This window comes from Paenarthrobacter sp. YJN-D (assembly GCF_015040335.1).
Lineage (GTDB): Bacteria > Actinomycetota > Actinomycetes > Actinomycetales > Micrococcaceae > Arthrobacter > Arthrobacter nicotinovorans.
Genome location: NZ_CP053549.1, coordinates 3,373,584 through 3,399,616, shown reverse-complemented (window position 1 = coordinate 3,399,616; position 26,033 = coordinate 3,373,584). Strand labels below are relative to the sequence as shown.

Genomic DNA, 26,033 nt, shown 5'->3' with positions numbered 1-26,033 from the left:
ATCAGGCCAGGCCGGATATCAGGACTGCCCTGTGAGGGTGAGCGTGATGAGGACACAGTTCAAACCGACGATCAGCACGGCACTTGTCCAACCCGCGATCTTCAGCGGCATGCCGTCGGTGTGGAGGCCCATGACATCCTTCTTGCCGGTGAGCCGGATCAGGGGAATCAAAGCGAAAGGAATACCGAAGCTGAGCAACACCTGGCTCAGCACCAGGGCGAGTGTCGGCTCAATGCCGGCCCCCAGCACGATCAGGGCGGGGATCAGGGTGATGACGCGGCGGGTGAGCAGGGGAATGCGGACTTTGAGGAGACCGCCCATGATGGTCGCGCCGGCATAGCAACCAACCGATGTGGACGCCAGTCCGGATGCCAGCAAGCCGATGGCAAAGATCACGCCGATGGCCGGGCCCAGGGCGGACGTCACCGCGGCGTGGGCGCCGGCGATTGTGTCCGTGCCTTCTATGCCGCGCAGGCTGGAGGCGGCAAGAAGGAGCATCGAGATGTTGACGACCCCGGCCAGGAGCAGGGCGCCGACGACGTCCGTGCGGGTGGCGCGGATCAGCTTTGTCCGGATAACGGGGTCCGGGGAGAAACCGTGCCGGTCGCGGGCAAGGGCCGAGTGGAGGTAGATCGCGTGGGGCATCACGGTGGCGCCCAGCATGCTCGCTGCCAGAAGGATGGTGTCCGTACCTTCAAAACGCGGAACCAGCCCGCCAAGGGCGCTCCCTGCATCCGGGGGATTGACGAACAGCCCGGACACGAAGCCCACGGCGATGATCCCCAAGAGGACCAGGATGGCGTACTCGAAGGAGCGCTGGCCCCGCCGCGACTGCAAGGCCAAAAGCAGCATGGAGGCGATGCCGACGATCACGCCACCGGCAAGCAGCGGAATTCCGAACAGCAGGTTCAAGGCCACGGCTCCACCGATGACTTCCGCCATATCCGTGGCTCCGGCAACAACTTCAGCTTGCAGCCAATAGAGGCGCCGGCGCTTGTTGCCGAGCCGCTTGCCAAGAATCTCAGGGAGGCTCATCCCCGTGGCGAGGCCGAGTTTGGCTGACTGGTACTGGACCAGGACAGCCATGGCGTTCGCTACAACCAGGACCCAGACCAGCAGGTAGCCGTAGTTGGCACCGGCTGTGAGGTTGGCTGCCACGTTTCCCGGATCCACGTAGGCGATCGCAGCAACGAAGGCAGGTCCCAGGAGCAGGAGCCGGGACCATACTTTGCCGGGGGTGGCACGTGTTTCCAGGGTGGGTGCAGCCATTGGGGTTCCTCATCGTTGGGGGTACTCACTACGAGGATAGCGAAATTTAGGCATACCGAAAAGTTTTATTTAGGCAATCCATTGGAGAACCGAAATCCGGGGTCGGAGATGGACCATCCAGCGGATGAATATGGGCCATATCCGACCCCGCGTGGCTTCCGGAGAAAGGGGTGCTGTTGCCTGCGTCACGGGCATTCCGGTTAATCCCGTAAGATAGACGGGTTGCGCGAAGCTTCGGCGTTCTGCGTTCTTTGTCACACTTCGGGATCCTCAAAGCGGGAAAGCTCGAATTATGTGTGCCAAAGCCGCCCGTGTCCCGGCACTGGGCGAAACCCCTACAGCAATACCCCAACCCACAAGGAACAGCTGTGCCGCAAAGTACTCCCACAGATCTCCAGAGCCCCAAGGCCTCATCCACAGCCGCAGGCTCTACCCTCAGCGCCGAGGGATACAAAAAGACCCTGAGCCGCCGCCACGTCACCATGATCGCCATGGGTGGCGCCATCGGCGTCGGCCTCTTCATGGGTGCCGGTGGCCGCCTGGCCTCCACGGGCCCGGCCCTCATCTTCTCCTACGCCATCGCCGGCGTCATCGCCTACCTGCTGATGCGCGCACTCGGTGAGCTCATCATGTACCGCCAGACATCGGGCTCCTTTGTGAGCTACGCCGGCGAAATGTTCGGCAAGAAGGGCGCCTTCCTCTCCGGTTGGATGTACTTCATCAACTGGGCCATGACGGGCATTGCCGAACTCATCGCGATCGGACTGTACTTCCAGTTCTTCTTCCCCAACGTCCCGATTGAACTGTCCGCCATTGCCGCATTGGTGCTGCTGGTGGCTGTGAACCTGTTCAGCGTCAAGGCGTTCGGCGAGTTCGAATTCTGGGCGTCCTGCCTCAAGGTCGCAGCAATCGTGATCTTCCTGGCCGTTGGCACGTTCATGGTTGTCACCAACGCCAAGGTGGGCGAGGGCCATGCGTCCGTTGCCAACCTCTTCCACGAAGACGGCGGCATGTTCCCCAAGGGCGGCCTGGTGATGATCCTGGTCCTCAACGCCGTGATCTTCGCTTACAACGCCATTGAACTCGTCGGCATCACCGCAGGTGAGATGGAGAACCCGGAACGCGAAGTTCCCAAGGCGATCCGCGCCGTCGTATTCCGCATCGTTGTCTTCTACGTCGGTTCGGTGACGCTGCTTGCCATGCTGCTGCCGTCCGACCAGTACGTCGCCGGCACCTCGCCGTTCGTTACCGTGTTCGGCCAGATGGGACTTGGCTGGATGGGCGATGTCATGAACATGATCGTCATCACCGCCGCGCTGTCCTCCTGCAACTCCGGTCTCTACTCGATCGGCCGTATCTTCCGCACCATGGCCAACAACGGCCACGCCCCGCAGTGGCTCACCAAGATGTCCACCCGCCATGTGCCGTACGCGGCCATCCTCGCGATCGGCGGCGTGTACCTCGTTGGCATCCTGCTCAACATCTGGCTGGGTGGCTCGCACGCCTTCGACCTCGCACTGAACACGGCCTCCATCGGCGTGATCTTCACGTGGGGTTCCATCTTCGCCAGCCAGATCGCGCTTCGTAAGAAGCATGGCAAGGTCTCCAGCCTCCCCATGCCCGGTTCGCCGTGGACCAGCTGGCTGGGTTTGGTCGCCCTGCTTGCCATCACTGTGCTGATCGGTTTCGACACCATGACCGACAAGGCAACAGGCGAGGTCTTCCTGCTGGGCCTGTGGACCCTTGCCACCATTCCGTTCTTCGCCCTGGTGCTGTGGCTCGGCTGGCAGAAGGTCAAGAACAACCAGCCGAAGAGCGAGCTTTTCAGCTGACGCTTATGAGCTGACAGAGGCTCGACGACGGGCGCCCCCTCCAGTGATTGGTTCACCGGAAGGGGCGCCCGCCGTCGTTTCGGCCCGCTTTTGCCCGAATCAGCTTTGCCCGGGTCAGCCTGCCAGGTGCTTCGCGAAATGCTCTTCGATGCGCCGCCATGCTTCCGGGGCGGAGGCTGGATCGGGTTTGATGCCCATGACCCGCGTCAGGGGGCGGAGCAGCTTCGGTCCCACCGGGGCGTCGTTCATGAAGGCGTGGCCCGCCGTCGGAAATTCCTTGACGTCATGCTCAATGCCGAGGCTGTTGAGGGCCTGATCCAGCTTGGCGGCGGCTCCGGGCAGGGTGCGGTCCTTGCCGCCGTAATTGGCAACCACGGGACACGCGCCTTGGAGGGCGTTATGCAGGTCCCGCGGGAGTTGGCCGTAGTTCACGGCCGCGGCGTCAAAACCATCGTTTGCGGCCAGTAACGCGAAAGCGCCGCCCATGCAGAAGCCGATGACGCCCACCTTGCCGGTGCACCTGTCGTCGTTGCGCAACCACCCTTTGGCGGTGGCCACGTCGGTGAAAGCCCGGCCCTCGCCCGAGAGCATAGAGCGCATGGTGGCGACGAGGCAGCGCCTTGCACCGCCGTCGCTGTACAGATCCACCGCGAGCGTCAGGTAGCCCGCCGTCGCCAGCCGGTCAGCCTGGCGACGCATCACATCATCCAATCCAAAGGCTTCGTGGATCATCACCACCCCGGGGAACGGACCCTCGCCCGGGGGCTCGGCCAGGTATCCCTTGAGGGAGACTGAGCCTCCCGCTGCTTTGCTCTGTCCGCTCAAATCGATGGTGACCATGGGGTGGCCTTTCGGTGTGGTTTCCAGCGCCGGCGGTGGTTTGGCAGGGTTGCTGATCCCCGGGGACGGTTTTGTCGGCGCCCGGGGATAGGCTCGAAGCATGGAACCAGCCACCACTTTGACGCAGCATATCAACGCCGGACCGGAGCAGGCCCGGGCCGGCTTGCCGGATCTTCCGCCGGACACCGGGACCACCGCTCCAGCTGCGGTTGCAAGAAAAACGGAGGCGCTCTGATGGCGGCTGCGAAGGTGGCGGCCCCCAAGATCTCCCCGGTGCGGTTGGATGAACTGCGCGATGACGACGCCCCGGACTTCCAGCGCGGCGAACGGTACGACGGCGTCCGGCTCACCCGGGTCTCGGCGGACGGGGAGGAACTGAGCGGCGCGGATTTCATTGAGTGTGAATTCAACGGTGTGTCCTTCAACGAGGCACAACTGCGGGGAGCGACGTTCCGTGAGTGCATCCTGGCTGAGCCCTACGCGCCCGTGTTCATGGCTGCGCGTACGTCCTGGCAGGATGTCGAGATCACCAATCCCCGATGGGGTTCGGCCGAACTTTATGAGGGCAACTGGCGCTCGGTCCGAATCGACGGCGGCAAGCTGGACTACGTGAATCTCCGTGGTTCCAAGCTCATGGATGTCCAGATCTCCGATTGCATCATCAACGAACTCGATCTCGGTGGATGCACGGGAACGCGGGTGGCGTTGAAGAACTGCACCATCGGAACCCTTGATGTGACGGGCGCCAAGCTCAAGGACGTGGATCTGCGGACATCGGAGTTTCGGGGAATCAATGGTTTGGCCGGGCTGGCGGGGGCGGTTATCGACGATTACCAGTTGAGCTTGATGGCGCCGTTGTTGGCCGGTCATCTCGGAATCCGGGTGGTCTGAGCGGGGTGGGAGCCGGTCCGGCGGGCAGCTTCATCTGTTGACCCTCCCGCTGGGCCGTGTAATCTTTATAGAACGAACGGTCGGTATATTATTCGAGGCCGGTCCCTTTCACTTTCGCGAAGGATGTTCTCATGGTCGAGGCTTTTCTTGTTGGCGGCGCACGGACGCCTGTGGGTCGCTATGGTGGGGCGCTGTCCTCAGTCCGCCCCGATGATCTCGCCGCATTGGTGGTCCGGGAAGCTGTGGCGCGTGCCGGCGTCGACCCTGACTCGATTGATGAGGTGATCCTCGGCAACGCCAACGGCGCCGGGGAGGAAAACCGCAATGTTGCCCGAATGGCAACCCTCCTTGCCGGGCTTCCCCTCCACATCCCGGGCATTACGGTCAACCGGCTCTGCGCTTCCGGATTGAGCGCCATCATCATGGCCAGTCAGATGATCAAATCCGGTGCCGCGGACATCGTGGTTGCCGGCGGCGTCGAGTCCATGAGCCGTGCGCCGTGGGTCCAGGAGAAGCCGACCACGGCCTTCGCCAAGCCTGGCCAGATTTTTGATACCTCCATCGGCTGGCGCTTCGCCAACCCGCTCTTCACCAAGGGCGAGCTGTCGCGCGACGGCAAGATGACCTACTCAATGCCGGAAACTGCCGAGGAAGTCGGCCGTGTGGACAATATCTCCCGCGAAGACGCCGACGCGTTTGCCGTTCGGTCGCACGAGCGTGCGCTGGCAGCCATCGCCGGCGGACGGTTCAAAGATGAGATCGTTCCCGTCACCGTGAAAACGCGGAAGTCCGAGACCGTGGTGGACACGGACGAAGGCCCCCGGGAAGGAACCACCATGGACGTCCTTGCCGGATTGCGCCCCGTGGTTCCCGGCGGATCCGTGGTCACCGCCGGGAACTCCTCCACCCTCAACGACGGCGCTTCGGCCATCATCGTCGCCTCCGAAGCCGCCATCAAGAAGTTCGGCCTCACACCACGCGCCCGCATCATCGACGGAGCCTCAGCCGGCTGCGAGCCCGAGATCATGGGCATCGGTCCCGTCCCGGCCACCCAAAAGGTGCTGGCCCGCACCGGGCTCAGCGTCGACCAGCTCGGTGCCGTGGAACTCAACGAGGCTTTCGCCACCCAGTCCCTCGCCAGCATGCGTCGCCTAGGACTTGACCCTGAAATCGTCAACAACGACGGCGGTGCCATCAGTTTGGGACACCCCCTCGGTTCCAGCGGCTCAAGGATCGCCATCACACTGCTGGGCCGGATGGAACGCGAATTGGCCTCGGCGACGGGACCGAAGCTCGGCCTGGCCACCATGTGCATCGGCGTGGGCCAAGGCACGGCAATGCTGCTGGAAGGCGTGTAATGGCACTGAATCCTGAAGACTTCACTACGCTCCTTCTCGAAGAACGCGACGACCGCCTGACCGTTCTGCTGAACCGCCCTGAGGTCCGCAACGCGATCGACCAGAAAATGGTGGACGAGCTTCATGCGGTGTGTGCCGAGCTGGAGCGGAACCCCAGAATACTGATCATTGCCGGTACCGACGGTGTGTTCGCCTCCGGTGCCGATATCGGCCAGTTGCGTGAGCGGCGCAGGGACGACGCTTTGCAGGGCATCAACTCCACGATCTTTGTCCGCATCGCCAAGCTGCCCATGCCCGTCATCGCGGCGTTGGATGGTTACTGCCTGGGCGGCGGCGCTGAGTTGGCTTACGCTGCCGATTTCCGGATCGGCACCCCGAGCGTGCGCATCGGCAACCCGGAAACCGGATTGGGCATCATGGCCGCTGCCGGCGCCACCTGGCGTCTCAAGGAACTCGTCGGGGAACCGAAAGCCAAGGAGATCCTCCTGGCCGGGGCGGTACTGCGGGCTGAAGAGGCGCTGCGGATCAACCTCATTACCGGGATCTACGAAGCTCCCGAGCTGATGGATGCGGCCCATGCCCTGGCAGACCGGATCGCCCGCCAGGATCCGATGGCCGTGCGCATCACCAAATCGGTGTTCCACGCGCCGGCGGAGGCCCATCCCGTGATCGACACCCTCGCCCAGGGGATCCTCTTTGAGTCCCAGGCGAAGTTCGACCGCATGCAGGCATTCCTCGACAAGAAGTCGGCCAAAGCTTCGCAAGACTCCGACGCTTCCACGCAGGACAGGACGCAGAAATGACCACAGTATCCGCAATCCCGCACGTCGTAGGTGTCCTCGGCGGAGGCCGGATGGGCGCCGGCATCGCGCACGCCTTCCTCACCAAAGGTGCCACGGTCATTGTGGTGGAACGCGACCATGAGGCTGCAGCCGGTGCGCACTCCCGGGTAGCCGACGCCGTGGCCAAATCCGCAGCGCGTGGCACCCTCACTGAAACAACCGACGAGGCAATGTCGCGCTTCAGTACCTCCACGGACTACGAATCCTTCGTCCACTGCGGCCTGGTGGTGGAAGCCGTCCCAGAGGACTACGACCTCAAGGTCACGGCGCTCAAGGCCGTGGAGGACCACCTGTCTGCCGATGCTTTCCTGGCCTCCAACACGTCGTCGCTGTCTGTCACAGGACTCGCCAACGAACTTCGCCGGCCTGCAAACTTCGTCGGGCTGCACTTCTTCAACCCTGTTCCCGCATCCACCCTCATCGAGGTGGTGCTGGCCAAGGAGACGTCTCCCGAACTCGCTGAAGCGGCAAAAAGCTGGACGGAGGCACTCGGCAAGACCGCCGTCGTCGTCAATGACGCTCCGGGCTTTGCATCCTCACGGCTGGGGGTGGCCATAGCCCTGGAAGCGATGCGCATGGTGGAAGAGGGCGTGGCGTCCGCGGAGGACATCGATGCCGCGATGGTTCTCGGCTACAAGCACCCCACGGGCCCGCTGAAGACCACGGACATTGTCGGGTTGGACGTGCGGCTTGGCATTGCCGAGTACCTGCAGTCCACGCTGGGCGACCGTTTTGCTCCGCCACAGATCCTTCGGGACAAAGTGGCGCGGGGCGAGCTGGGCCGCAAAACGGGCAAGGGCTTCTTCGACTGGAACGACTAAGCGCTGGGTCCGGTTAGGCTATCCGGGTGACTTTCATTGAACCCATTACCCTGACCGGCAAGTTCGTGACCCTTGAGCCGTTGAGCCAGGAACACCACGATGGCCTGGTGGATGCGGCCCGCGACGGAGATCTGTGGAAGCTTTGGTACACCTCCGTTCCGACGCCGGAGGGCATGGCTGCGGACATCGAGCGTCGCCTTTCCTTGCAGGAGGCGGGCTCCATGCTGCCGTTCGCCACGCGCTCCAAAGCCACGGGCAAACTGATCGGCATGACCACGTACATGAACATCGACGCCGCGACCCCTCGCGTGGAGATCGGTTCCACCTGGAACGCGGCGTCGGCGCACGGTACAGGAACCAACCCGGATTCGAAGCTGCTGCTGCTGCGGCACGCCTTTGAGACCCTGGGCTGCCCGGCCGTGGAATTCCGCACGCACTGGCTGAACCACCAGTCCCGTGAAGCCATTGCCCGGCTCGGCGCCAAGCAGGACGGGGTTCTCCGGAACCACTCCCGCACCAAGGACGGCGTGCTTCGCGACACGGTGGTGTTCTCCATCCTTGAGCACGAGTGGCCGGCTGTGCGTAACGGTCTCGAGTACCGGCTGGCCAAGTACGGCGCCGAGGGGTGAGCTTTCGGCGGTAAGCGCCCGCGGTTGGTCCCGAGAGCTCACCCCTCGGCGCGCAGTTGGTCCCGAGAGCTCACCCCTCGGCGCGCAGGCGGTCCCTTCCGGCCCGTCGATGTGCTTAGCTGGCTGCTATGGACGGGACTTCTTCAACGCACCAAAGTGTCCACTGGGATGGCGCTGTCAACGCCTGGAAGATCGCCGGCGACGTGTACCGGATGGGTCGCCACGAATGGGTCAGCGGGGACGGTTGGCAGCAAATGTACGACGACGGCGTCCGCACCGTGATCGATCTCCGCGCCTCGCGCGAGCGGCGGCAACGCGACACGGATCCTGAGGTGCCGGACGATGTGAAGGCGCGCATCGACGTCGTCCATTGCCCCACGGAAGACCCGGACCACAGCCAATTCAGTGAGCTGTTCGGCCCGTACCTGAGGGATCCAGCCCAGTACGGCGACTATCTGCAGCTGTTCGGGGAGAAGGTCGCCGCCGTCTTCAAAGCCATCGCTGCCTCACCGGGCAAAGTGGTGGTGCACTGTTCTGCCGGGAGGGACCGGAGCGGAATGATCGCCCTGATGCTGCAGCGGCTCGCGGGGATGGACGATCAGGAAATCCTTGCCGGGTATGAGCTTGCTGCCCGCGGGATCAATGAGCGCCACCGGACCCATGGGGCGCCCCACGCACATGATCCGTATCTTCCCGACGAGCAGCTCGAGGCCATGTTGGCTGAACGCTTGGCGGCTTTGCGGAGCTTCCTGGCTTCGCTTGATGTTGCCGGATTCCTCACGGACAACGGGCTTTCTCCGGAGGAGCTGGGCACGGTCCGGGCCAAGGTGGGAGCCGGGGCGGGCTTCTCCGCTTGAAAAACAACTGCTGTACTCGCCGGGGGATTCATGTACCCTGTATATATTACCGAACGGCCGGTCAGTAATGTTGGCTTCAGTCATCTGACCGTGCCGATTTCCTGTGCCTTGGAAGGACCCGTCGACGATGACCACTACCGCAGTCGCCCCGGAAACCACAGCCGTTGCCACCGTCCCCAGCTACGTCCAGGATGCCTGGTGGACCCCGGCCCCCGATGCCAAGAAGGTTCCTGTTCGCGACGCCAGCACCGGAGAAGTCCTGGCGAACGTGAGCACCGACGGCCTGGACCTGGCCGCCGTCGTGCATTTCGCGCGGACCACCGGCCAGGCTGAACTCGGGAAGCTGACGTTCCACCAGCGCGCGCTCAAGCTCAAAGAGCTTGCCATGTACCTCAACGGGCGCCGTGAAGAGCTGTACGCGTCGTCCTCGCAGAGCGGCGCCACCAAGATCGACAACATGATCGACATCGACGGCGGCATCGGTGTCCTCTTCACCTTCGGTTCCAAGGGCCGCCGCGAACTCCCGAACTCGCAGGTCATTGTCGATGGCCCCATGGAGGTGCTCTCCAAGGACGGCTCGTTCGCCGGTGAGCACATCTACACCCGCATTCCAGGCGTCGCTGTTCAGATCAACGCCTTCAACTTCCCCGTCTGGGGCATGCTGGAAAAGTTCGCCCCAGCGTTCCTGGCCGGCGTTCCCACCATCGTGAAGCCTGCCACGCCCACCGGCTATGTGGCCGCTGACGCCGTCAGGGCAATCGTCGAGTCCGGCATCCTCCCGGCTGGTTCCCTGCAGCTGATCTCAGGGTCTGCCCGGACCATCCTGGACGAACTCGACTACCGCGACCTCGTTTCCTTCACGGGCTCGGCATCCACCGCCAACTCCCTCAAATCCCATCGGAACGTGGTGCAGGGCGGTGTCCGCTTCACCTCCGAGACCGACTCGCTCAACGCAGCAATCCTTGGCCCCGACGCCGTTCCCGGGACCCCTGAATTCGATGCCTTCGTCAAAGCCGTCGTCACCGAGATGACCGTCAAGGCCGGCCAGAAGTGCACTGCCATCCGCCGCGTCATCGTTCCCCAGGAGTTGACCGCTGACGTCGCGGCCGCCGTCGGAGCCCGCATCAACGAACGCGTCGTACTCGGCGACCCGCGCGCCGAGGGCGTCACCATGGGCGCCCTGGCTTCCCTCGAACAGCTCGCCGACGTCCGCGCGGCCGTGCAGTCAATGCTCGACGCCGGAGGTGAACTTGCGTACGGATCCCTCGATTCGCCGTCGGTCACCTCCGTTGGGGGCACCGTAGGAGTTGTGGAGGACGGCGCGTTCATGTCGCCCGTGCTCCTCAGCTGGGCAGACGCCGAAGCCGAAGAAGTCCACTCCCTGGAAGCCTTCGGGCCGGTTTCTTCCGTGCTCGGGTACTCCGACCTTGCCGACGCCATCCGCCTGGCAGCCCGCGGCTCAGGCTCGCTTGTGGCTTCCGTGTGCACCAACGATCCCGCTGTCGCCCGCGAACTTGTGACAGGAATCGCCGCCCACCACGGCCGCGTGCACATGCTCAACCGCGAAGACGCACGATCCTCCACCGGACACGGCTCGCCGGTACCCCACCTGGTCCACGGCGGTCCGGGCCGCGCCGGCGGTGGCGAGGAACTGGGTGGTATCCGTTCCGTCCTGCACCACATGCAGCGCACGGCCATCCAAGGTTCGCCGAACATGCTCACCGCGGTCACTGGCCAGTGGCACACCGGCGCCGACCGCAACTTCACTGTGGAAACAGAAGGCGAGCACCCGTTCCGGAAGCACCTTTCGACCCTTCGCATTGGTGACGCCGTCCGTTCGGAACTGCGCGAGGTCAGGCTTGAAGACATCACCGCCTTCGCGAACTCCACGGGCGACACCTTCTACGCGCACACCAACCAGGAAGCCGCCGAAGCCAACCCCTTCTTCCCGGGCATCGTGGCCCACGGCTACTTGCTGCTGAGCTGGGCCGCGGGGCTGTTCGTGGAGCCCGCGCCGGGTCCCGTGCTGGCCAACTACGGCCTGGAGAACCTGCGCTTCATCACCCCGGTCGCAGCCGGCGACTCCATCCGCGTCACACTGACGGCCAAGAAGATCACCCCGCGTGAAACGGACGAATACGGCGAGGTGGCGTGGGACGCCGTCCTGACCAACCAGAACGACGAGATCGTGGCCACCTACGACGTCCTGACCCTCGTGGAGAAGTAACCCTTCCTCACCTTCCTAGGGTTTGGTCGTGACGCTTGCTCACATCCCGCGTGTTTGGTGGTGACGCTTGCTCACGTTCCTTGGGTTTGGTCGTGACGCTTGCTCACGTTCCTAGGGTTTGGTCGTGACGCTTGCTCACGTTCCTAGGGTTTGGTCGTGACGCTTGCTCACGTTCCTTGGGTTTGATCGTGACGCTTGCTCACGTTCCTTGGGTTTGGTGGTGTTGCTTGCTCACGTTCCTTGGGTTTGGTGGTAACCCTTCCTCACGTTCCTAGGGTTTGGTGCTGACGCTTGCTCACGAACGAAACGCCTTCTCACATCGTGGGATGGCGTTTCGTTTTGTGCCTGCGCGTCTATGGGCATTGCACGACGACGGCACCTGGCGCGCATGCCACGCCCACCTTTGGGGAAGGTGGCAGCCTGGAGGGCGTGGGGTGTGAGGGAGCGTTGGCATCAAGCACGGGGGTGTGATGGAGCGTCGGCAATGAAGGGCGTGGGGTGTGATGGAGCGTTGGCATCAAACACGGGGGATGTGATGGAGCGTCGGCGCCAAGGGCGTGGGATGTGCGGGAGGGTCAGGCTGCGGTGTGGAGTCCGTCGAAGGCCATGGTGATGACGTCGTCCGCGAGCTTCTCAGGGGACAGGGAACCGCCGGGCTTGTACCATTCCACGATCGAGTTGATGGTGCCGAACAGGAGCCGTGTGACCGTCCGGGGATCGATGTCCTGGCGCAGGGAGCCGTCCTCGCGGGCGGCGGAAATCAACTCAGCCACCTTGTGGTCGAATGCGCGCCGGCGTTCCAGTGCGTCCCGTTCGATCTCCGTGTTTCCGCGCAAACGCAGCAGCAGGGTCACAAACGGCAAGCGGTCCACCAGCACCGCGATGGTCTGCCGCAGCACGAACTCGAGCCGCGCATCAGCAGGTCCGGACGTTGCTGAGGGCTCCTCCAGGATGGCCTCAAGACCACCCAGTGCGTGGTCCAGGGCGAGCTTCAGCAGATCGCCCTTGGACGGCACGTGGTGGTAGATGGCTGACTTGGAGATCCCGAGGTTCTCGGCCAGGATGCCCATGGACGTGGCGTCGTACCCGTGGCGGTTGAAGACGTCGACGGCGATGCGGAGCACCGACTGCTGGTCATAACCGGGCCGTCCGCGCTTGGTGGTGGTCTCAGTAGGCATGCTGGCATTTTCTCACGATCTCAACCGGGGAAGGCGCTCAGCCCTTGGGCCGCATGTCGTAGATCCGGCGGAGCTTGCCGTTGGACCGCTCAAGCGAGCCCGGCTCCACTACGTCGACTACGCAGGATGACCCGACGTGAATCTTGATCTGCTCCCGCAAGGTGTGGGCCGCCGTCGTGCCGGCATCAACGGTGACGTTTTCGCGCCGCTCAATCTTGACGGTCAGCGAGTCCATGCGCTTGCCCTCTGGGCGCGTGATTTCAAGCTGGAAGTGGGGGCTGAGCTCGGGGATGCGGAGTGCGATTTCTTCGATCTGCGACGGGAAGAGGTTCACGCCACGGAGGATGATCATGTCGTCGCTGCGGCCGGTGATGCGGCCCATGCGGCGGTGCGCGGGACGTGCGGTGCCGGGCAGCAGGCGGGTGAGGTCCTTGGTGCGGTATCGGATGATCGGCAGCGCTTCCTTGGTCAACGAGGTGAAAACGAGTTCGCCCGGTTCACCGTCGCCCAGGACCGTGGAGTGGTCGAACGGGTCGATGATTTCGGGGCGGAAGTGGTCTTCCCAGATGTGGCAGCCGTCCTGCGTTTCAACCGCTTCACCCGCAACTCCCGGACCCATGACTTCGGAGAGCCCGTAAATGTCCGAGGCTTTGATGTTCATGGTGACTTCGAGTTCGTGCCGCATTTCCTCTGTCCACGGCTCTGCGCCGAGCACTGCGTATTTGAGGGAGGTGGACGTGGGATCGATTCCCATGTGCGCCATGGCGTCGGCGATGGTGAGCAGGTAGGTGGGTGTGGCCAGGATGGCGTCCGGCTTGAAGTCCTGGATGAGCTGGATCTGGCGTTCGGTCTGGCCGCCTGACATGGGGATGACGGTGCAGCCGAGCGCTTCGGCGCCGGCGTGCGCGCCCAGGCCGCCGGTGAAGAGGCCGTAGCCGTAGGCGTTGTGGACTTTCATGCCGGGGCGGACGCCGGAGGCGCGGAAGGACCGGGCCACCAGTGTTGCCCAGTTGGCGAGGTCGTTCTTGGTGTAGCCGACCACAGTAGGCCGTCCGGTGGTGCCGGAGCTGGCGTGGATGCGTGCCACCTGGTCCTGCGGGACGGCGAACATGCCGAACGGGTACTCCAGACGGAGGTCTTCCTTGGTGGTGTACGGGAACTTGCCAAGGTCGCTCAGTTCGCGGAGGTCCGACGGGTGCACGCCGGCTTCATCGAACTTGCGCTTGTACAGGGGAACGCGATCGTAGGCGTAGGCCACCGTGTGCTGGAGGCGGGTGAGCTGGAGTGCCTCGAGTTCGTCGCGGGAGATGGTCTCTTCACGGTCCAGCACGGGAGAACCGGCTTCGGACATGTTGGCGGTGGGTGCGGCCACGGTGTTCTGCGTCATGGGGGTTTCCTACTTCTTGGAGATGGTACGGCTGCGGCCACGGAACTCAGCAATGAGTTCGCCGGTCTCTGCGTCGGATGCGGTGTCCGGGGCAGCATCGGGGGAGGCCGCGAAGATCTGGATGTCGTACAGTCCGCTGCGTCCCGTGCTTGCGCGGCGGTTTGCGACGGCGGTGATCACCTGGCCCTGGTGGGCCGGCTTGATGAAGTTGATGTCGACGCCGGAGGCCACCGTGATGGAGGCCGCCTCCTCGGGTGTCGGGTTGGCCGGGTTGCAGGCCAGTGCGAAGGCGGTGTCGCCGAAGGCAAAGATCATTCCGCCGTGGGCCATGCCGAATCCGTTGAGCATCTCCTGCCGGAGGTGCATGCGGATCGTGGCGTGGCCGTCGTCGAGCTTGAGGACCTCGATACCCATCCATTCGGACGCGTAGTCGTTCGTAAGGATGTGGTGCGATGCACCGGAGAGGGTTGTTTCAACCATGCGTCATTGCCTCCAGCTTTATTTACCGAATGTTCATTAGGTAATCCCAGATCGCGCCACGTGTCAAGACTGGGCCACTATTCGTCCCGGCCTAGTAGCCTCATGTGCATGCCCGAAATTGAGCTCCCGATTGTCACCGACCGCCTGATCCTGCGCCGTTTCGGTGTGGAAGACCTTGAACGCTTCCACGAATACCAGGCCCTCCCCGAAACAGCCCGCTTCCTGTTCCGCCACGAACTCACCAAGACCAAGTCCATGGAGGTCCTGGGCCGCTACGCCAACTTCGAGTTCAACCAAGAAGGGGATTGGGTGTGCCTGGCCATTGAGCGCCAGGACCAGCCGGGCCTGGTAGGCGAGGTCGTGCTGAAATGGCTGGAAGGCACCGGGCAGGGCGAGCTTGGCTGGATCCTGCACCCGGATGCCCGTGGCCACGGATACGCCACGGAGGCAGCCGAAGCCGTCCTGCGCCTGGCGTTCGAGCAGTTGTCCTTCCACCGCGTGGACGCCAAGCTCGATGCCCTCAACGAAGGCTCTGCAGGGATCTGCCAGCGGCTCGGGATGCGTTTGGAGGCAACCCTGGTGGACAACTGGCACTACAAGGGCCAGTGGGCTACGGAGAACATCTACGCGATCCTGGACTCGGAGTGGCGCAACCGGCACCGCCCGTGGACCCGCAGCGTCAGCTGACCGGCCACGTGTTGTGGTGCTTCAGCTGCTCGGTCAGCTGTGCCTCGGCCAGCGGCCTGCTGAAGTAGTAGCCCTGTCCGCTGGTGCAGCCAATGCCCAACAGGTACTCGGCCTGCTCCGCGGTTTCGATGCCTTCCCAGACGGCATTCAGCCCGCATGCCCGGATCAGCTGCAATACCGCTGCCAGGAGGGCAGGCTGGGAAGGATCGCTGCCCAGTGCTGACAGGAGTGTCCGGTCCACTTTCACGGTGTCGACGGGCAACTGCCGCAGGTAGCTGATGGACGAGTAGCCCGTGCCGAAGTCATCGATCTCCAGCCCCACCCCCAAACGGCGCAGGCTGTTGAGGGTGTATCGATCCAGGTCGTTTCCCTGGATGACGGCGCTCTCGGTCAGCTCCAGCACCAGGAGCGAGGGGTCCAGGTCTGCCTCAGAGAGCGCCTCCCGCACGTCTTCCACGAACTCCAGCCGCTGCAGATCCGCCGCCGAAACGTTGATGCGCATGCTGAAGCGGTGGCGTCGGGTCAGGGGGTCGGTTCGCCATTGCTTCAATTGTTCGACGGCGGTGCGGAGCACCCAGCCGCCCAGATCGGAGATCATTCCCGTTTCTTCGGCGATGGGGATGAACTCATCGGGCATGATGAGTCCACGGGTGGGGTGGTTCCAACGGACCAGGGCCTCCACGCCTTCGATTTCCCGGGTGTCCAGCCTGACGATGGGCTGGTAGTGGAGCACCAGCTGGGAACCGGCGATTGCCTCCTTGAGTTCGCCGATCAGTTGGTTGCGCATCTGCCGCGCGTGCAACATGGCCGGTTCGAAGATCTTCAGCCGTCCACGGCCGTCGGATTTGGACTCGTACATGGCGATGTCCGCCTCCATCATGAGTTCCTCCGCGCGCTGGCCGGGGTCGGCCATACGCAGGCCCATGCTGGCACCGCACCGTAGGTGCTGGCCTTCGATCTCCATGACCTCTACGACGGCGGCGAGGATGCGGTTGCCGATGGCGGCGGCTTCGCTGGGGCTTACCCCAGGGATCAGAACCGCGAATTCGTCACCACCCATCCGCGCCACCATGTCCTGTTCCCGGACCGCCCCGCTGATCCTCCCGGCTACGGTTTCCAGGACTTTGTCGCCGATGGTGTGGCCCAGGGAGTCGTTGATGGCTTTGAAACCGTCCATGTCCAGCAGCAGGATGGCGGCCCTCTTCTTGCCGTCTGCCTCCCCGGCCTGTGCTTCGTTGAGCGCGGCGGCAAAGGCCGAACGGTTGTGAAGGCCGGTCAAGGGATCGGTCATGGCCATGCGGCGCATTGCGAGGTGGGCTTCGTTGAGCTGCTGGGTACGGGCCTGCACCCGCTGTTCCAGCTCCTCGTAAACAATCTGCAGGTCTTCGGCAAGGAGGTTCGTGCCCATGATCACGGCGTCGATCTCATCGCGCGCTTCGGAGACCTCCACCCGGGTGCTCAGGTCTCCTGCAGCGAGCCGGACGATGCCTTCGAGGAGCAGCTCCAAGCGGGGATCGTTCCCGGAATACATGCTTGCCTCGGCCACAACTAAACCTTGCGTGGCCCGTCCTGCAGTTCAACAGTCTTCTGCAAGTAGTCGCGAACCGCCGCACTGCGCTCGGGCAGTGCTGCTTGGTCAAAAAGCTTTGCTGCGACTTCGCATGCTGCCAGGCCGTCGTCCGTCCGGCCGGAGTCCAACAGGGCCCGGGCCAGGAGGAAGTGCGCTTCGGCCGCGGTTTGGGTGGCCAAGATGGAGGAGCGGGCACTCAACGGCTCAAGGATGGCCAGGGCCTCCTTCATTTGGCCGTTGAGGAAATTCCAGTGGGCGCGGACCAGTGACATTTCCAGGTGGTCCCGCTCTGAGCCGCCCACAATATCGGTGGCGAGCTCGGCCCGTTCGATGCAGCGCAAGGTGGCGGCGTCGTCGAGCTTGGCCTGGAGCCGCATTTCCGCCGAGGCGCGGTTGAAGCGTGCCCACAGATCGACGTCTTTCGACGGCGAAAGCCATTCTGCGGCAAGGTCGTGATATCTGCCGCCATCGGCCACCCGGTCGGCCAGGAACGCTACGTTTCCGATGACCCAATAGCCTTTGCCCGCGGTGTCTTCGTCAATGTCGTCGGTGATCAACGTTTCCAGGACAAGGCATTCGCGCCAGGCGTCATCCAGGAGCCGGCTTTCTGCCAGGGCTGCAATAAGCGCACGCTGGGCCAGGATCTGCACGTACAGCAAATCGGAGTCCAAGGACGCGAGTTTCGCGGCATCGGCTGCGGTGGTGGCAGCCTCCGCGAGCCGGCCCAGTCCTTGGTATGCCACGGCCACCATGGTTCCCGCTTTCGCGCCGAGCTCGGGGGAAGTGGCTGTGAAGCTGTGGTCCTTCAGCTCTGTGGCCAGTTGAAGGTATTCCTCTATCCGTCCCTGGTCACGGAGGCATTCGGCCTGCAAATAGCGCATGTCCCACCAGGAATGGTCGTCCCCGGCGTCCGAGGCCAGCTCCGCGGCTTCACCCGCAAGCCTGAAGGCCTCGTCGAAATCCCGTTCCTTCCATTTGGCACGGGCCGTGAGACCGGCCACGAGGTGCGAGGCGAGGTGGGGACTATTCATGTGCCCATTATCCATGTCATTGCCGGAGAAAAGCTCGTATAGTTTGCCCCGTGACTTTATTCAAGTCACAGTCAACAATTCGCATCAGTACGAAAGGGCATAGCGGATGAAAAAATTTGCGGCAACCCTGCTCATGGCGGCAGTTCTGGCAGTAACGGGATTCGCTGCTCCGGCTAATGCCGAGCCTTCGCAGGACAGCACGGCAATCGGCTGGTGGCCGAACAGCACCACCACAACCAAGACGAACACCACCAGCATCGGGTGGTGGCCGAACTAAACATTGGGGGAGCCTCTCAAGGCCACTTGACATAAAATTGATGCCCCGGGCCGCTGCCTGGGGCATCAATTTTTGTTTCAAATTATGTCGCGCATTAGTGACGGCCCGGGTGTGGTCCGGCTGAGCCATTGACAGGGCTGTCACAGGGTCTCGAAACCTAAGGTCCGCCGACGGGCAGCTCCACGGACACCGTGGTCCCGGAGCCGAGGGTGGAGTCAAACACCATGCGTCCCATGTGGCGGCTGATGATGTCATGTGCGATTGCCAGGCCCAGGCCGCTGCCAGGAACTGCTGCCGAGGTGGCATTGGAAGCGCGGTAGAAACGGGTCAGGATATGGGGGAGATCGTGTTCCGGGATACCAAGGCCGTTGTCTGCGATCTTTACCAACGCTGCCCGCCCGCCATCCTTGGAAGAGGACACGGCGCTGCTGATGCCCACCCGGCCGCCCTCGGGGGTGAACTTGATGGCGTTGGCCACGATGTTCGTGAAGACCTGTTCCAGTTTTGCCTCATCCGCGGTGACTTCGATGTCCTCGGGGCCCTCCGTGACAGACACCGACACGTGGCGGGACTCTGCCAGCGGCCTCAGCGTCGCCACGACAACCTGGAGGAGCTTGGCAATGTCCACCGGTTTGAGGTCGAGGTTGCTGCCGTCCTGCATCGATACCGTCAGCATGTCCTCAATGAGCTTCCGCAGGCGGCTGGAGTTCCGGGCTATGACGTCCAGCATCCTGTTGATGCCCTCGGGAACCGGGCCACCTGAACCGTCCTGGATCATGTCCAGGTAGGCCGTGATGGAGGTCAACGGGGTGCGAAGCTCGTGGTTCACGGTGGCCAGGAAGTCAGTCTTGGCCTTGTCCAGTTGCCGCAGCTGGTGCAGGACACGCTGCTGTGCGCTGATCAGGTTTCCCTGGATGAGTCCGTGCGCAACGTTTCCGGCCACGTGCTGCAGGAGTGCGATTTCGGGCCGGGTCCATTCGTGCCGGTCCTCCACTGTGGAGAGCAGGATGATGCCCATGGCCGATGCGCCTTCGCCCACAGGCAGCAGCACTGTAGAGACGGGGTTGAGTTCGTTGGACCAGGTTTTCAGGGCCTGGGCGATGGCCGAGTCGGGGTCCTCACGGTGGTCGGTAATGGCCAGCACATCTGCGGCAGCCCATAGTTTGTTGGCCACCTCCGTGATTGCGCCCTCACTGCCGCCCAGCCTTGCCGGAAGCATCTGGCGTCCCGGGCGGCTCCATTGGGCGCGGATGCTGGGGACCCGTTCATCCTGGAACGTCGCGAACCAGACGTGGTCCACACCCAGGGCGTCGCCGAAACCCTGGACGACGTGGTCTGCGATCAGCTGGGGGTCGTTCGTTTCCCGGATCGCTGACGAAACTCCCCGCAGGCTCTCGCGCAAGGCCTCGACCTCGCCCCGGGAGCGCGCGCGTTCCTTGGAGCGGCCGATCAGGGTATGCACCCGATGGACAATTTCGCCCCCGCGGACCGGGCTCATGACGTAGTCGGCAACCCGCCATGACTCCACGGCTTCCACATCCAGCGATTCGTCTTCACCGAGGAGGAGCAGGACCGGGACCCCGGGATTGCGGAGGGACTGCCCGAGCGAGCTTTCCGCTACCACTACCGCGGGGCGCTCGTGCTGGAGCAGCGAAGCGATTTCGCCGGCGTCCTTGGCAGGAAGAACGCGGAAGCCCGCGGCAGCGAGGGCCGCCGATGCCACGGCCAGGCGGTCCGCATCGGAATCTGCGACCACGGCGGAAAGGGAATGCTGTACTTCGGCGTTGTCCTGGCCCACTGAGCCCCTTCCCTTCAACGCTTAACCACGTAAATTCCGGATGTGGCAACACCCTATCAGCGGCGTGGGGGCGTACGGACGCCACGCAGCAAACGGGCTGGATGAGTCGTGGGTCACGCCTTTACATTGTCCTCCGGATTCGACAGCCTTGAAGAAGCACCGAAGCCCACTGCCTGTGGCACACAATCGGATGAGGAGCATCGTGGACCAACCCGCCACACCGCCGGAACACCAGCAGGTGATGTTTGAGCTGGAGCTTGAAGAGTCCGGAATTCTGCGTCTTACCTGGCCTCGCGGCGCCAGGATCAAGGAAGGGGACGCACAGCGGGCCATGGATCGGGTCAACGAGCTGTGCGGCCAGGAACGCCACCCCATGATTGTGGACATGGCAACCACAGACGACGTCACGCGCGGCGCCCGCTCCGTCTTCGCCAAACCCTGCCAGGCCAACAGGATCGCCCTTTGGGGTTCGTCGCCGGTGGACCGGGTCATTGCCAATTTCTTCCTGGGCATCATGAAGCCGCCGTGTCCCACCAAATTCTTCACCTCCGAAACAGAAGCGCTGGAGTGGCTGGTGCAGGGATAAGGCACCCTATATTTGGAGCATGCTCTCTGCGCTGAGGAAGTACCTGCTGATCCCACGCCTTATCAGGCTCTCCTCTTCGGCGCCCAAGGATCCGCTGACCGCCTGGGACCAATACTGGGGCAACGTGCGATCGACGGGAGCCAGCGGCGATGTCCTCTGGGACTCGGGAAGCGACCATGAACTGAACGGCTACCTTCCCAAGCTGGCGAAACTTGACCCGGCCCTCCCTGTGGTGGACGTTGGATGCGGCAACGGCAGTTTCACCCGGCTCCTCGCAGGGCACTTCCCCCTGGCCCTGGGGCTCGACTACTCCGCCAACGCCATCGACCGCGCCCGGCAGGAGTCAGCCGGCATCACGACGGCGGCATTCGCCGTGTGCGACATGACGGCACCGGACGCTGCGCAGACTGTCGCAACGGCGCTGGAAAAGGCGGGCTGGACCGGCGACGCCAACGTCTTCATCCGAGGCGTGCTGCACGTGCTGGACCGCAAAGGACGTGCGGCCGTGGCGGCAAACCTGCTGCCCGTCGTCGGACGCCGTGGCGGCGTGTTCCTGGCAGAGACCAACTTTCCCGGCACCCCCGTGGACTACGTCAGCCACCTCGGCGCTACCCGCAAGTCGATCCCTGCACCGCTTGAATGGGCCATACGCGGATTGCCCATGCCGGGCCGCTTCGGCGCGGCGCAGCGCGCCAAGGCCTTTCCGACGGCGGACTGGAACCTTGTGGAGGACGGCGCGACGAACATCGAAACCCGTCCGTTGAGCAACCCATCGGTTCCGGATGTGATCCCGGGGTATTACGCCATCCTCCGCTCAAGGGCTACTTGAGGCCGGCTCCCGGAAGCAGTTTCGTGGCGCCCAGGGAGTCGGCCACGAAGGCGTAGTCCCAGGCACGCTCGCGCCACTGCACGTAGCGGCCAGACGCGCCACCGTGGCCGCCGTCCATCTCGATCTTCATGACGATCGGCTCCGTCCCCGTGGAGGTGGCGCGCAGAGCCTGGACCCACTTGGCCGGTTCAACGTAAAGCACACGGGTGTCATTGAAGGACGTCACAGCGGCGATCTTTGGATAGGCCGTGGCTCCCACATTCTCGTAGGGAGTGTAGGACTTCATGTACGCATACGCCTGGGGATCGGTAATCGGGTTTCCCCATTCCTCCCATTCGAGGGCGGACAAAGGCAGCTCGGGGTCCAGGATGGTGGTCAGGGCGTCCACGAACGGGACCTGCGCCACCACCGCAGCGTACTTTTCGGGGGCCATGTTGGCGACGGCGCCCATCAGCAGTCCGCCTGCGGAGCCGCCCATCGCGGCAATACGCGAGGGGTCGACCAAGCCCGAGGACGCCAGCCAGTCCGTTGCGGCAATGAAGTCCGTGAAGGTGTTCTTCTTGTTGAGCTTCTTCCCGTCCTCGTACCAGTGGCGTCCCAGTTCGCCGCCGCCCCGGATGTGGGCGATGACCATGACGATGCCGCGGTCCAGGAGTGACAACCGCGCTACGCCGAATCCGGGGTCCATGCTGACCTCGTACGAGCCATATCCGTAGACGAGACCCGCCGCAGTGCCGTCCGGCTGTACCGAAGCGTGACGCAGTACCGACAACGGGACCCGGGTGCCGTCGTCGGCCGTTGCCCATTCGCGCGTCGCCACGTAGTCGGAAGAGGAGTAGCCGCCCAGGACGGGGCTTTCCTTGCGCAGCAGAAGCTGGCCATCGGGCAGCCCGGGAGTGGGGAGGACGAAGTCGTACACCCGTGACGGTGTGAAGTAGGAGGTGTAGCCCATCCGGATCACGGGGGCTTCATAATCCGAGCCCGAAACGCCTGCCGTGTAGAGCTCTTCGTCGAAGGCCGGCTCCACGGGTACGCCCTGCGCCGGGGTGCCCAGCCCTGCCAACGGCAGCACCTGCACCCTTTCGATGGTGTCTTTGCGGATGGAAAGAACCAGATGGGTGGAGGTCACGCCTGCGCCGTTGACCCTGACGTCGTCCGAATGCGCGACGACGGTACGCCAGTTCTGCGCGGCGATGGGCTTGGTGAGCTCCGCCGGGTCCACGAGGCTGACCATGGAGTTGATGGCGTCCTTGTTGTGGGTCAGGAGCAGGGTTTCCCGGCCGCCCAGGAGGAAGGGCTCGGCCTCGTAGAGAATGTGCTCTTCACGTGGAATGACGGTGCTGAGGCCGGATTCGTAGTCGTCGAAACGAAGCAGGCGGGTTTCGCTGAACTCCGAGCAGCCGATGCTGAGCACGAGGTGGCGACGGTCGGAGGCGAGGTCGAAGCCCAGCCACATGGCGACGTCGTCCTCCTGGTAGAGAACCTCATCCTCGGTGACGGGCGTGCCCAGGACGTGGGCCTTCACCTGGTAGGGCCGCCACGACTCGTCCACCACTGTGTAGAAGAGCCTGGTGCCGTCCGGGGAGAAAGCAACTCCGTAGAAAATGTCCTCAATGACATCCGGAAGGAGTTCGCCTGTGCGCAGGTCCTTGATCCGCAGAGTGAATCGTTCGTCCCCGGAGTTGTCCACTGCGTAGGCGTAGAGGTTGCCATCCACGGTCACGGCAGCGCCGCCGACGCTGAAGAACGGCTGGCCCTCGGCTTCGATGTTGCCGTCAAGGAGCACTTCCTCGCCGGGCAGTTCCACGCCGGCCTCCACGGCCGGGGGAGTCCAGTCCGCCACGGGATCGCCCGTGTTCCGGGCCAGGACGCGGCACTGGATGCTGTACTCCTTGCCCTCCACCGAGCGGCTGTAGTACCACCAGCCATCCTTGCGGCTGGGGACCGAAAGATCCGTTTCCTGGGTGCGGCCCTTGATCTCCTGGAACATCGCTTCGCGCAATGGCTCCTGGTGCGCAGTCACGGCCTCCTGGTAGGCGTTCTCCGCTTTCAGGTGCTCCACGACCTCCGGTGATTCCTTGTCCCGGAGCCACTCGTACTGGTCCACGAAAACATCGCCGTGATGTTCCCGCCGGGTGGGAACCCGCTTGGCAACGGGCGGCTCCGGAACAGTTTCGCGGGTTACCGGGGATGCAGAAGAAATGTGGCTCATGGGGCCACTCTATAGACGCGCTCCGACACTGAACCAGCAATTTCGCTCAGAGCGCCGGGCACGTCCCGGGGAAGCCGGGAGCGACCCCATCTCCCGGGAGATCCTCGCGGATCTGCGTCATGACTCGCGCAGCACCCCCACTGCTTATAGGCGAGCACGATTTCGTACGGTGCCCGGAAAGTTGGAGGTTCGGATGTTCACGCTTTACCCGCAAAGTTTTCACCCCGGCAAGAGAGGGAATCCTCATCCCCGGTGGCCCTCCGAATCCATGCGCCGGTCCGTCGTGGACCTTGAGGTCATCATTCCTGCCTACAACGAGGCCGCCAGGATTCCCCACACCCTGCACCAAACCATCGACTTTCTGGCCGGCCAGGCATGGTCGTCGCGCATCGTGGTGGTGGACAACGGCAGTGTGGATGAGACAGCTGCCGTGGTGCGCCGGATCTCCCGTGAACAGCGCGGCATCGTGCCGGTGTCTGTGGTGGGCTGCGCCCGCCGGGGCAAGGGGGCGGCAGTCCGCCGTGGCCTGCTGAGCGGAACATCGAAATTCACCGGCTTCTTCGATGCCGATCTCGCCACTCCGCTGGAAACACTCAGCAAGACCATGGCCCATCTCTCGCGCGGCGCAGCCGCCGTCATTGCCTCGCGCCATTCGCCCGGTTCCACCTTTGTGCGGCCCCAGCATTTGGGACGCCGGATGGGAGGCACAGCCTTCCGGGTATTGACGCGCTCCAAGGTCAAGGGGATCCAGGACACCCAGTGCGGTTTCAAGTTCTTCGAACGCGACGCGCTCACCGCGGCCATGGTGCAGTGCCGGAGCACGGGCTTCGCCTTCGATGTCGAACTCCTCCTGCGGCTACAGAACAACGGCGCGAGGATCATCGAACTCCCCGTGGCCTGGACGGATGGTGCTGAGTCCACTTTCCGTCCCTTCCACGATGGCGTTGCCAGCTTCGCATCAGTGATCCAACTTCAGAAAGCAACATCATGACCTTTGCCCTGCCCGACATGAACTCTCCCGCGAGGCTTGCTGGAAAGCGGGTACTGGTGCTCAACTGGCGCGATATCCGGCACTCCCTTGCCGGCGGTGCCGAGCAATACATGCACCAGATATCCAAGAGGTGGGTGGACAGCGGCGTAAAGGTCACCTGGTTCACAGCGCGCGACGCCGGCCAGTTGCCGGAGGATGCAATCGACGGCATCCGGATACTCCGTGCCGGCGGACCGCTGTCCATCTACGGAAAGACCGCAGCCAGACTCCTGCGCAGCGCCGGACAGTTCGACGCCGTGGTGGATTGCCAGAACGGGATTCCGTTCTTTTCCCCGCTGTTCCTGCCCAAGGATGTTCCGATCATCCAGCTGGTGCACCACGTCCATCAGGAGCAGTTCCGCAGCAGGTTCTCGCCACCGTTGGCTGCCGTGGGCAGGTTTCTGGAGAGTGCAGGAGCCAAGAGGGTCTACGGGCGGCGCTCGATGGTTGCGGTGTCACCGTCAACGCGGCTGGAATTGCGGAAGCTTGGCTTTGGCAGCCCCATCCACGTGGTTCCGAACGGCACCATCGACATCCCCAAGGCAGTGGCCACACGGGCAACTGAGCCAACCGTCGCCGTCGTCAGCCGTTTGGTGCCGCATAAGCGGCTGGATCTGCTGCTGGGCCAGTTCGCCGTTGCCGCACGAAGCGTTCCGAACCTGAGGATGGACATCGTTGGGGACGGGCCGGAACGGGCACGTTTGCAGCAGATCGCGATGGATCTTGGCCTGGATCATGCAGTGACATTCCATGGTTATCAGCCCGACGGCGTCCGCGACGAACTGCTGGGCAGGGCCTGGCTGACAGCTTCCACCTCGGCCTCCGAAGGCTGGGGTTGTTCGGTGGTTGAGGCCGCGGCCTGGGGAGTTCCCTGCCTGGCGCTTCGCGTGCCCGGAATACGGGACTCGGTGGTTGATGGCAGGACGGGCTGGCTGGTGGACAACCCTGCAGATATTGGCCGCACCATGGTTCAAGTCATGGCCACGTTGTCCCAGCCGGGCAGTTTCACGGCCATTGCGGATGAGTGCCGTGAGTGGGCCCGTTGTTTCACTTGGGAGCGCAGCACCAGGCTGCTCACGGGGGTGCTGCTGGAAGAGGAGAAGTTGCGGCGGGACGGTGGAGATCCCCGGGCCTGTCACTCGGATCTCTCCACCCTGGTTCGTTTCGAACTGCCGCACGGAGCATCCCTCAAGTCGATTCTGCGGCCTACCGATGAAGTAGCCCTGAGCAGTGACGGGCGCGTGGCGATCCTGATGAAGGGACGCGACGAATTCGAGGCTTTCGCTGCAGCACAGAGCATTGGCGTTGCCAATCCGGAACTTCGCCAGGCGGGCCGCTACACGCTTCTTGCCGGACCCGAAAGCCTGTTTGCTCCGGCTGACGTAATCGATGGCCAATAGCT

The 26,033-nt window shown here is 63.6% G+C and carries 23 protein-coding genes; 14 read left to right on the top strand and 9 right to left on the bottom strand.

Annotated elements, in window-relative coordinates; translation table 11 throughout:
• Nucleotides 1-18: 18 nt before the first annotated feature.
• Nucleotides 19-1,269 (bottom strand): Nramp family divalent metal transporter, encoded by a 1,251-nt coding sequence (locus tag HMI60_RS15695; protein ID WP_055971229.1) that lies wholly within the window; start codon nucleotides 1,267-1,269, stop codon nucleotides 19-21.
• Between the two features lie 368 nt (nucleotides 1,270-1,637).
• Between HMI60_RS15695 and HMI60_RS15690 the strand changes: the two genes are divergently transcribed.
• Complete coding sequence (locus HMI60_RS15690) at nucleotides 1,638-3,101, top strand: amino acid permease (protein WP_018776956.1); 1,464 nt, start codon at nucleotides 1,638-1,640, stop codon at nucleotides 3,099-3,101.
• Nucleotides 3,102-3,215: 114 nt separating this feature from the next.
• Here the strand turns inward: HMI60_RS15690 and HMI60_RS15685 are convergent, their stop codons facing one another.
• Nucleotides 3,216-3,941: a dienelactone hydrolase family protein gene (locus HMI60_RS15685; protein ID WP_193589946.1), complete on the bottom strand. Its 726-nt coding sequence runs from the start codon at nucleotides 3,939-3,941 to the stop codon at nucleotides 3,216-3,218.
• Nucleotides 3,942-4,175: 234 nt separating this feature from the next.
• Between HMI60_RS15685 and HMI60_RS15680 the strand changes: the two genes are divergently transcribed.
• The 7 genes from HMI60_RS15680 (at nucleotide 4,176) to paaZ (ending at nucleotide 11,566) form a co-directional block, all read left to right on the top strand.
• On the top strand, nucleotides 4,176-4,832 hold the full coding sequence (locus HMI60_RS15680) for a pentapeptide repeat-containing protein (RefSeq protein WP_018776953.1): 657 nt from the start codon (nucleotides 4,176-4,178) through the stop codon (nucleotides 4,830-4,832).
• Nucleotides 4,833-4,963: 131 nt separating this feature from the next.
• On the top strand, nucleotides 4,964-6,190 hold the full coding sequence (locus HMI60_RS15675) for an acetyl-CoA C-acyltransferase (RefSeq protein WP_055971238.1): 1,227 nt from the start codon (nucleotides 4,964-4,966) through the stop codon (nucleotides 6,188-6,190).
• On the top strand, nucleotides 6,190-6,993 hold the full coding sequence (locus HMI60_RS15670; protein WP_039242761.1) for an enoyl-CoA hydratase/isomerase family protein: 804 nt from the start codon (nucleotides 6,190-6,192) through the stop codon (nucleotides 6,991-6,993). Before HMI60_RS15675 ends, HMI60_RS15670 begins: the two co-directional genes overlap by 1 nt.
• On the top strand, nucleotides 6,990-7,853 hold the full coding sequence (locus HMI60_RS15665) for a 3-hydroxyacyl-CoA dehydrogenase family protein (protein WP_039242760.1): 864 nt from the start codon (nucleotides 6,990-6,992) through the stop codon (nucleotides 7,851-7,853). The genes HMI60_RS15670 and HMI60_RS15665 overlap by 4 nt, the downstream gene beginning before the upstream one ends.
• 26 nt (nucleotides 7,854-7,879) lie before the next feature.
• On the top strand, nucleotides 7,880-8,482 hold the full coding sequence (locus HMI60_RS15660) for a GNAT family N-acetyltransferase (protein WP_039242759.1): 603 nt from the start codon (nucleotides 7,880-7,882) through the stop codon (nucleotides 8,480-8,482).
• 128 nt (nucleotides 8,483-8,610) lie between these two features.
• Nucleotides 8,611-9,339 carry a tyrosine-protein phosphatase gene (locus HMI60_RS15655; protein WP_193589945.1) on the top strand — a complete coding sequence of 243 codons (729 nt, stop codon included), beginning with the start codon at nucleotides 8,611-8,613 and terminating at the stop codon, nucleotides 9,337-9,339.
• A 127-nt stretch (nucleotides 9,340-9,466) separates the two neighbouring features.
• Entirely contained in the window at nucleotides 9,467-11,566 is a 2,100-nt protein-coding gene (paaZ, locus tag HMI60_RS15650; RefSeq protein ID WP_039242757.1) for a phenylacetic acid degradation bifunctional protein PaaZ, read from the top strand.
• Nucleotides 11,567-12,141: 575 nt separating this feature from the next.
• Here the strand turns inward: paaZ and HMI60_RS15645 are convergent.
• The 3 genes from HMI60_RS15645 to HMI60_RS15635 are packed head-to-tail and all read right to left on the bottom strand — an operon-like array spanning nucleotide 12,142 to nucleotide 14,611.
• Nucleotides 12,142-12,744, bottom strand: a complete 603-nt coding sequence (locus HMI60_RS15645; RefSeq protein WP_018776946.1) for a TetR/AcrR family transcriptional regulator — start codon at nucleotides 12,742-12,744, stop codon at nucleotides 12,142-12,144.
• 37 nt (nucleotides 12,745-12,781) lie between these two features.
• Nucleotides 12,782-14,131: a phenylacetate--CoA ligase PaaK gene (gene paaK, locus HMI60_RS15640; RefSeq protein WP_039242731.1), complete on the bottom strand. Its 1,350-nt coding sequence runs from the start codon at nucleotides 14,129-14,131 to the stop codon at nucleotides 12,782-12,784.
• Nucleotides 14,132-14,140: 9 nt separating this feature from the next.
• Nucleotides 14,141-14,611 carry a hotdog fold thioesterase gene (locus HMI60_RS15635; protein ID WP_193589944.1) on the bottom strand — a complete coding sequence of 157 codons (471 nt, stop codon included), beginning with the start codon at nucleotides 14,609-14,611 and terminating at the stop codon, nucleotides 14,141-14,143.
• 108 nt (nucleotides 14,612-14,719) lie between these two features.
• Between HMI60_RS15635 and HMI60_RS15630 the strand changes: the two genes are divergently transcribed.
• Nucleotides 14,720-15,298, top strand: a complete 579-nt coding sequence (locus HMI60_RS15630) for a GNAT family N-acetyltransferase (RefSeq protein WP_018776943.1) — start codon at nucleotides 14,720-14,722, stop codon at nucleotides 15,296-15,298.
• Here HMI60_RS15630 and HMI60_RS15625 read toward each other — a convergent pair.
• Nucleotides 15,291-16,829, bottom strand: coding sequence for a putative bifunctional diguanylate cyclase/phosphodiesterase (locus HMI60_RS15625; RefSeq protein WP_370584107.1), 1,539 nt, complete (start codon nucleotides 16,827-16,829; stop codon nucleotides 15,291-15,293). The genes HMI60_RS15630 and HMI60_RS15625 overlap by 8 nt on opposite strands.
• Before the next feature lie 17 nt (nucleotides 16,830-16,846).
• Nucleotides 16,847-17,899, bottom strand: coding sequence for a hypothetical protein (locus tag HMI60_RS15620; protein WP_193589942.1), 1,053 nt, complete (start codon nucleotides 17,897-17,899; stop codon nucleotides 16,847-16,849).
• 106 nt (nucleotides 17,900-18,005) lie between these two features.
• Between HMI60_RS15620 and HMI60_RS15615 the strand changes: the two genes are divergently transcribed.
• The gene (locus tag HMI60_RS15615; protein WP_162239598.1) at nucleotides 18,006-18,176 is read left to right on the top strand and encodes a hypothetical protein; all 171 of its coding nucleotides are present in this window, start codon (nucleotides 18,006-18,008) and stop codon (nucleotides 18,174-18,176) included.
• A 157-nt stretch (nucleotides 18,177-18,333) separates the two neighbouring features.
• Here HMI60_RS15615 and HMI60_RS15610 read toward each other — a convergent pair whose 3' ends face one another.
• Entirely contained in the window at nucleotides 18,334-19,974 is a 1,641-nt protein-coding gene (locus HMI60_RS15610) for an ATP-binding protein (protein WP_193589941.1), read from the bottom strand.
• 202 nt (nucleotides 19,975-20,176) lie between these two features.
• On the opposite strand from HMI60_RS15610, the gene HMI60_RS15605 reads away from it, so the two are divergent.
• A complete protein-coding gene (locus HMI60_RS15605) occupies nucleotides 20,177-20,560 on the top strand; it encodes an STAS/SEC14 domain-containing protein (protein WP_039242755.1) in 384 nt (127 codons plus the stop codon).
• Nucleotides 20,561-20,579: 19 nt separating this feature from the next.
• On the top strand, nucleotides 20,580-21,389 hold the full coding sequence (locus HMI60_RS15600) for a class I SAM-dependent methyltransferase (RefSeq protein WP_018776937.1): 810 nt from the start codon (nucleotides 20,580-20,582) through the stop codon (nucleotides 21,387-21,389).
• Here HMI60_RS15600 and HMI60_RS15595 read toward each other — a convergent pair.
• A complete protein-coding gene (locus tag HMI60_RS15595) occupies nucleotides 21,382-23,601 on the bottom strand; it encodes a S9 family peptidase (RefSeq protein ID WP_193589940.1) in 2,220 nt (739 codons plus the stop codon). The two genes, HMI60_RS15600 and HMI60_RS15595, sit on opposite strands and share 8 nt — an antisense overlap.
• 268 nt (nucleotides 23,602-23,869) lie before the next feature.
• Between HMI60_RS15595 and HMI60_RS15590 the strand changes: the two genes are divergently transcribed.
• Both HMI60_RS15590 and HMI60_RS15585 read left to right on the top strand, forming a co-directional pair.
• Nucleotides 23,870-24,592, top strand: a complete 723-nt coding sequence (locus HMI60_RS15590) for a glycosyltransferase (protein WP_018776935.1) — start codon at nucleotides 23,870-23,872, stop codon at nucleotides 24,590-24,592.
• A complete protein-coding gene (locus HMI60_RS15585) occupies nucleotides 24,589-26,031 on the top strand; it encodes a glycosyltransferase family 4 protein (protein ID WP_193589939.1) in 1,443 nt (480 codons plus the stop codon). Before HMI60_RS15590 ends, HMI60_RS15585 begins: the two co-directional genes overlap by 4 nt.
• Nucleotides 26,032-26,033: the final 2 nt, after the last annotated feature.

Excerpts from the sequence above, each read along its gene's own strand:
- HMI60_RS15695 (WP_055971229.1), bottom strand. The coding sequence starts at position 1,269 with ATGGCTGCACCCACCCTGGAAACACGTGCCACCCCCGGCAAAGTATGG.
- HMI60_RS15685 (WP_193589946.1), bottom strand. The coding sequence starts at position 3,941 with ATGGTCACCATCGATTTGAGCGGACAGAGCAAAGCAGCGGGAGGCTCA.
- HMI60_RS15680 (WP_018776953.1), top strand. The coding sequence starts at position 4,176 with ATGGCGGCTGCGAAGGTGGCGGCCCCCAAGATCTCCCCGGTGCGGTTG.
- HMI60_RS15675 (WP_055971238.1), top strand. The coding sequence starts at position 4,964 with ATGGTCGAGGCTTTTCTTGTTGGCGGCGCACGGACGCCTGTGGGTCGC.
- HMI60_RS15670 (WP_039242761.1), top strand. The coding sequence starts at position 6,190 with ATGGCACTGAATCCTGAAGACTTCACTACGCTCCTTCTCGAAGAACGC.
- HMI60_RS15665 (WP_039242760.1), top strand. The coding sequence starts at position 6,990 with ATGACCACAGTATCCGCAATCCCGCACGTCGTAGGTGTCCTCGGCGGA.
- HMI60_RS15655 (WP_193589945.1), top strand. The coding sequence starts at position 8,611 with ATGGACGGGACTTCTTCAACGCACCAAAGTGTCCACTGGGATGGCGCT.
- paaZ (WP_039242757.1), top strand. The coding sequence starts at position 9,467 with ATGACCACTACCGCAGTCGCCCCGGAAACCACAGCCGTTGCCACCGTC.
- HMI60_RS15645 (WP_018776946.1), bottom strand. The coding sequence starts at position 12,744 with ATGCCTACTGAGACCACCACCAAGCGCGGACGGCCCGGTTATGACCAG.
- paaK (WP_039242731.1), bottom strand. The coding sequence starts at position 14,131 with ATGACGCAGAACACCGTGGCCGCACCCACCGCCAACATGTCCGAAGCC.
- HMI60_RS15635 (WP_193589944.1), bottom strand. The coding sequence starts at position 14,611 with ATGGTTGAAACAACCCTCTCCGGTGCATCGCACCACATCCTTACGAAC.
- HMI60_RS15630 (WP_018776943.1), top strand. The coding sequence starts at position 14,720 with ATGCCCGAAATTGAGCTCCCGATTGTCACCGACCGCCTGATCCTGCGC.
- HMI60_RS15625 (WP_370584107.1), bottom strand. The coding sequence starts at position 16,829 with ATGTATTCCGGGAACGATCCCCGCTTGGAGCTGCTCCTCGAAGGCATC.
- HMI60_RS15620 (WP_193589942.1), bottom strand. The coding sequence starts at position 17,899 with ATGAATAGTCCCCACCTCGCCTCGCACCTCGTGGCCGGTCTCACGGCC.
- HMI60_RS15615 (WP_162239598.1), top strand. The coding sequence starts at position 18,006 with ATGAAAAAATTTGCGGCAACCCTGCTCATGGCGGCAGTTCTGGCAGTA.
- HMI60_RS15600 (WP_018776937.1), top strand. The coding sequence starts at position 20,580 with ATGCTCTCTGCGCTGAGGAAGTACCTGCTGATCCCACGCCTTATCAGG.
- HMI60_RS15595 (WP_193589940.1), bottom strand. The coding sequence starts at position 23,601 with ATGAGCCACATTTCTTCTGCATCCCCGGTAACCCGCGAAACTGTTCCG.
- HMI60_RS15590 (WP_018776935.1), top strand. The coding sequence starts at position 23,870 with ATGCGCCGGTCCGTCGTGGACCTTGAGGTCATCATTCCTGCCTACAAC.
- HMI60_RS15585 (WP_193589939.1), top strand. The coding sequence starts at position 24,589 with ATGACCTTTGCCCTGCCCGACATGAACTCTCCCGCGAGGCTTGCTGGA.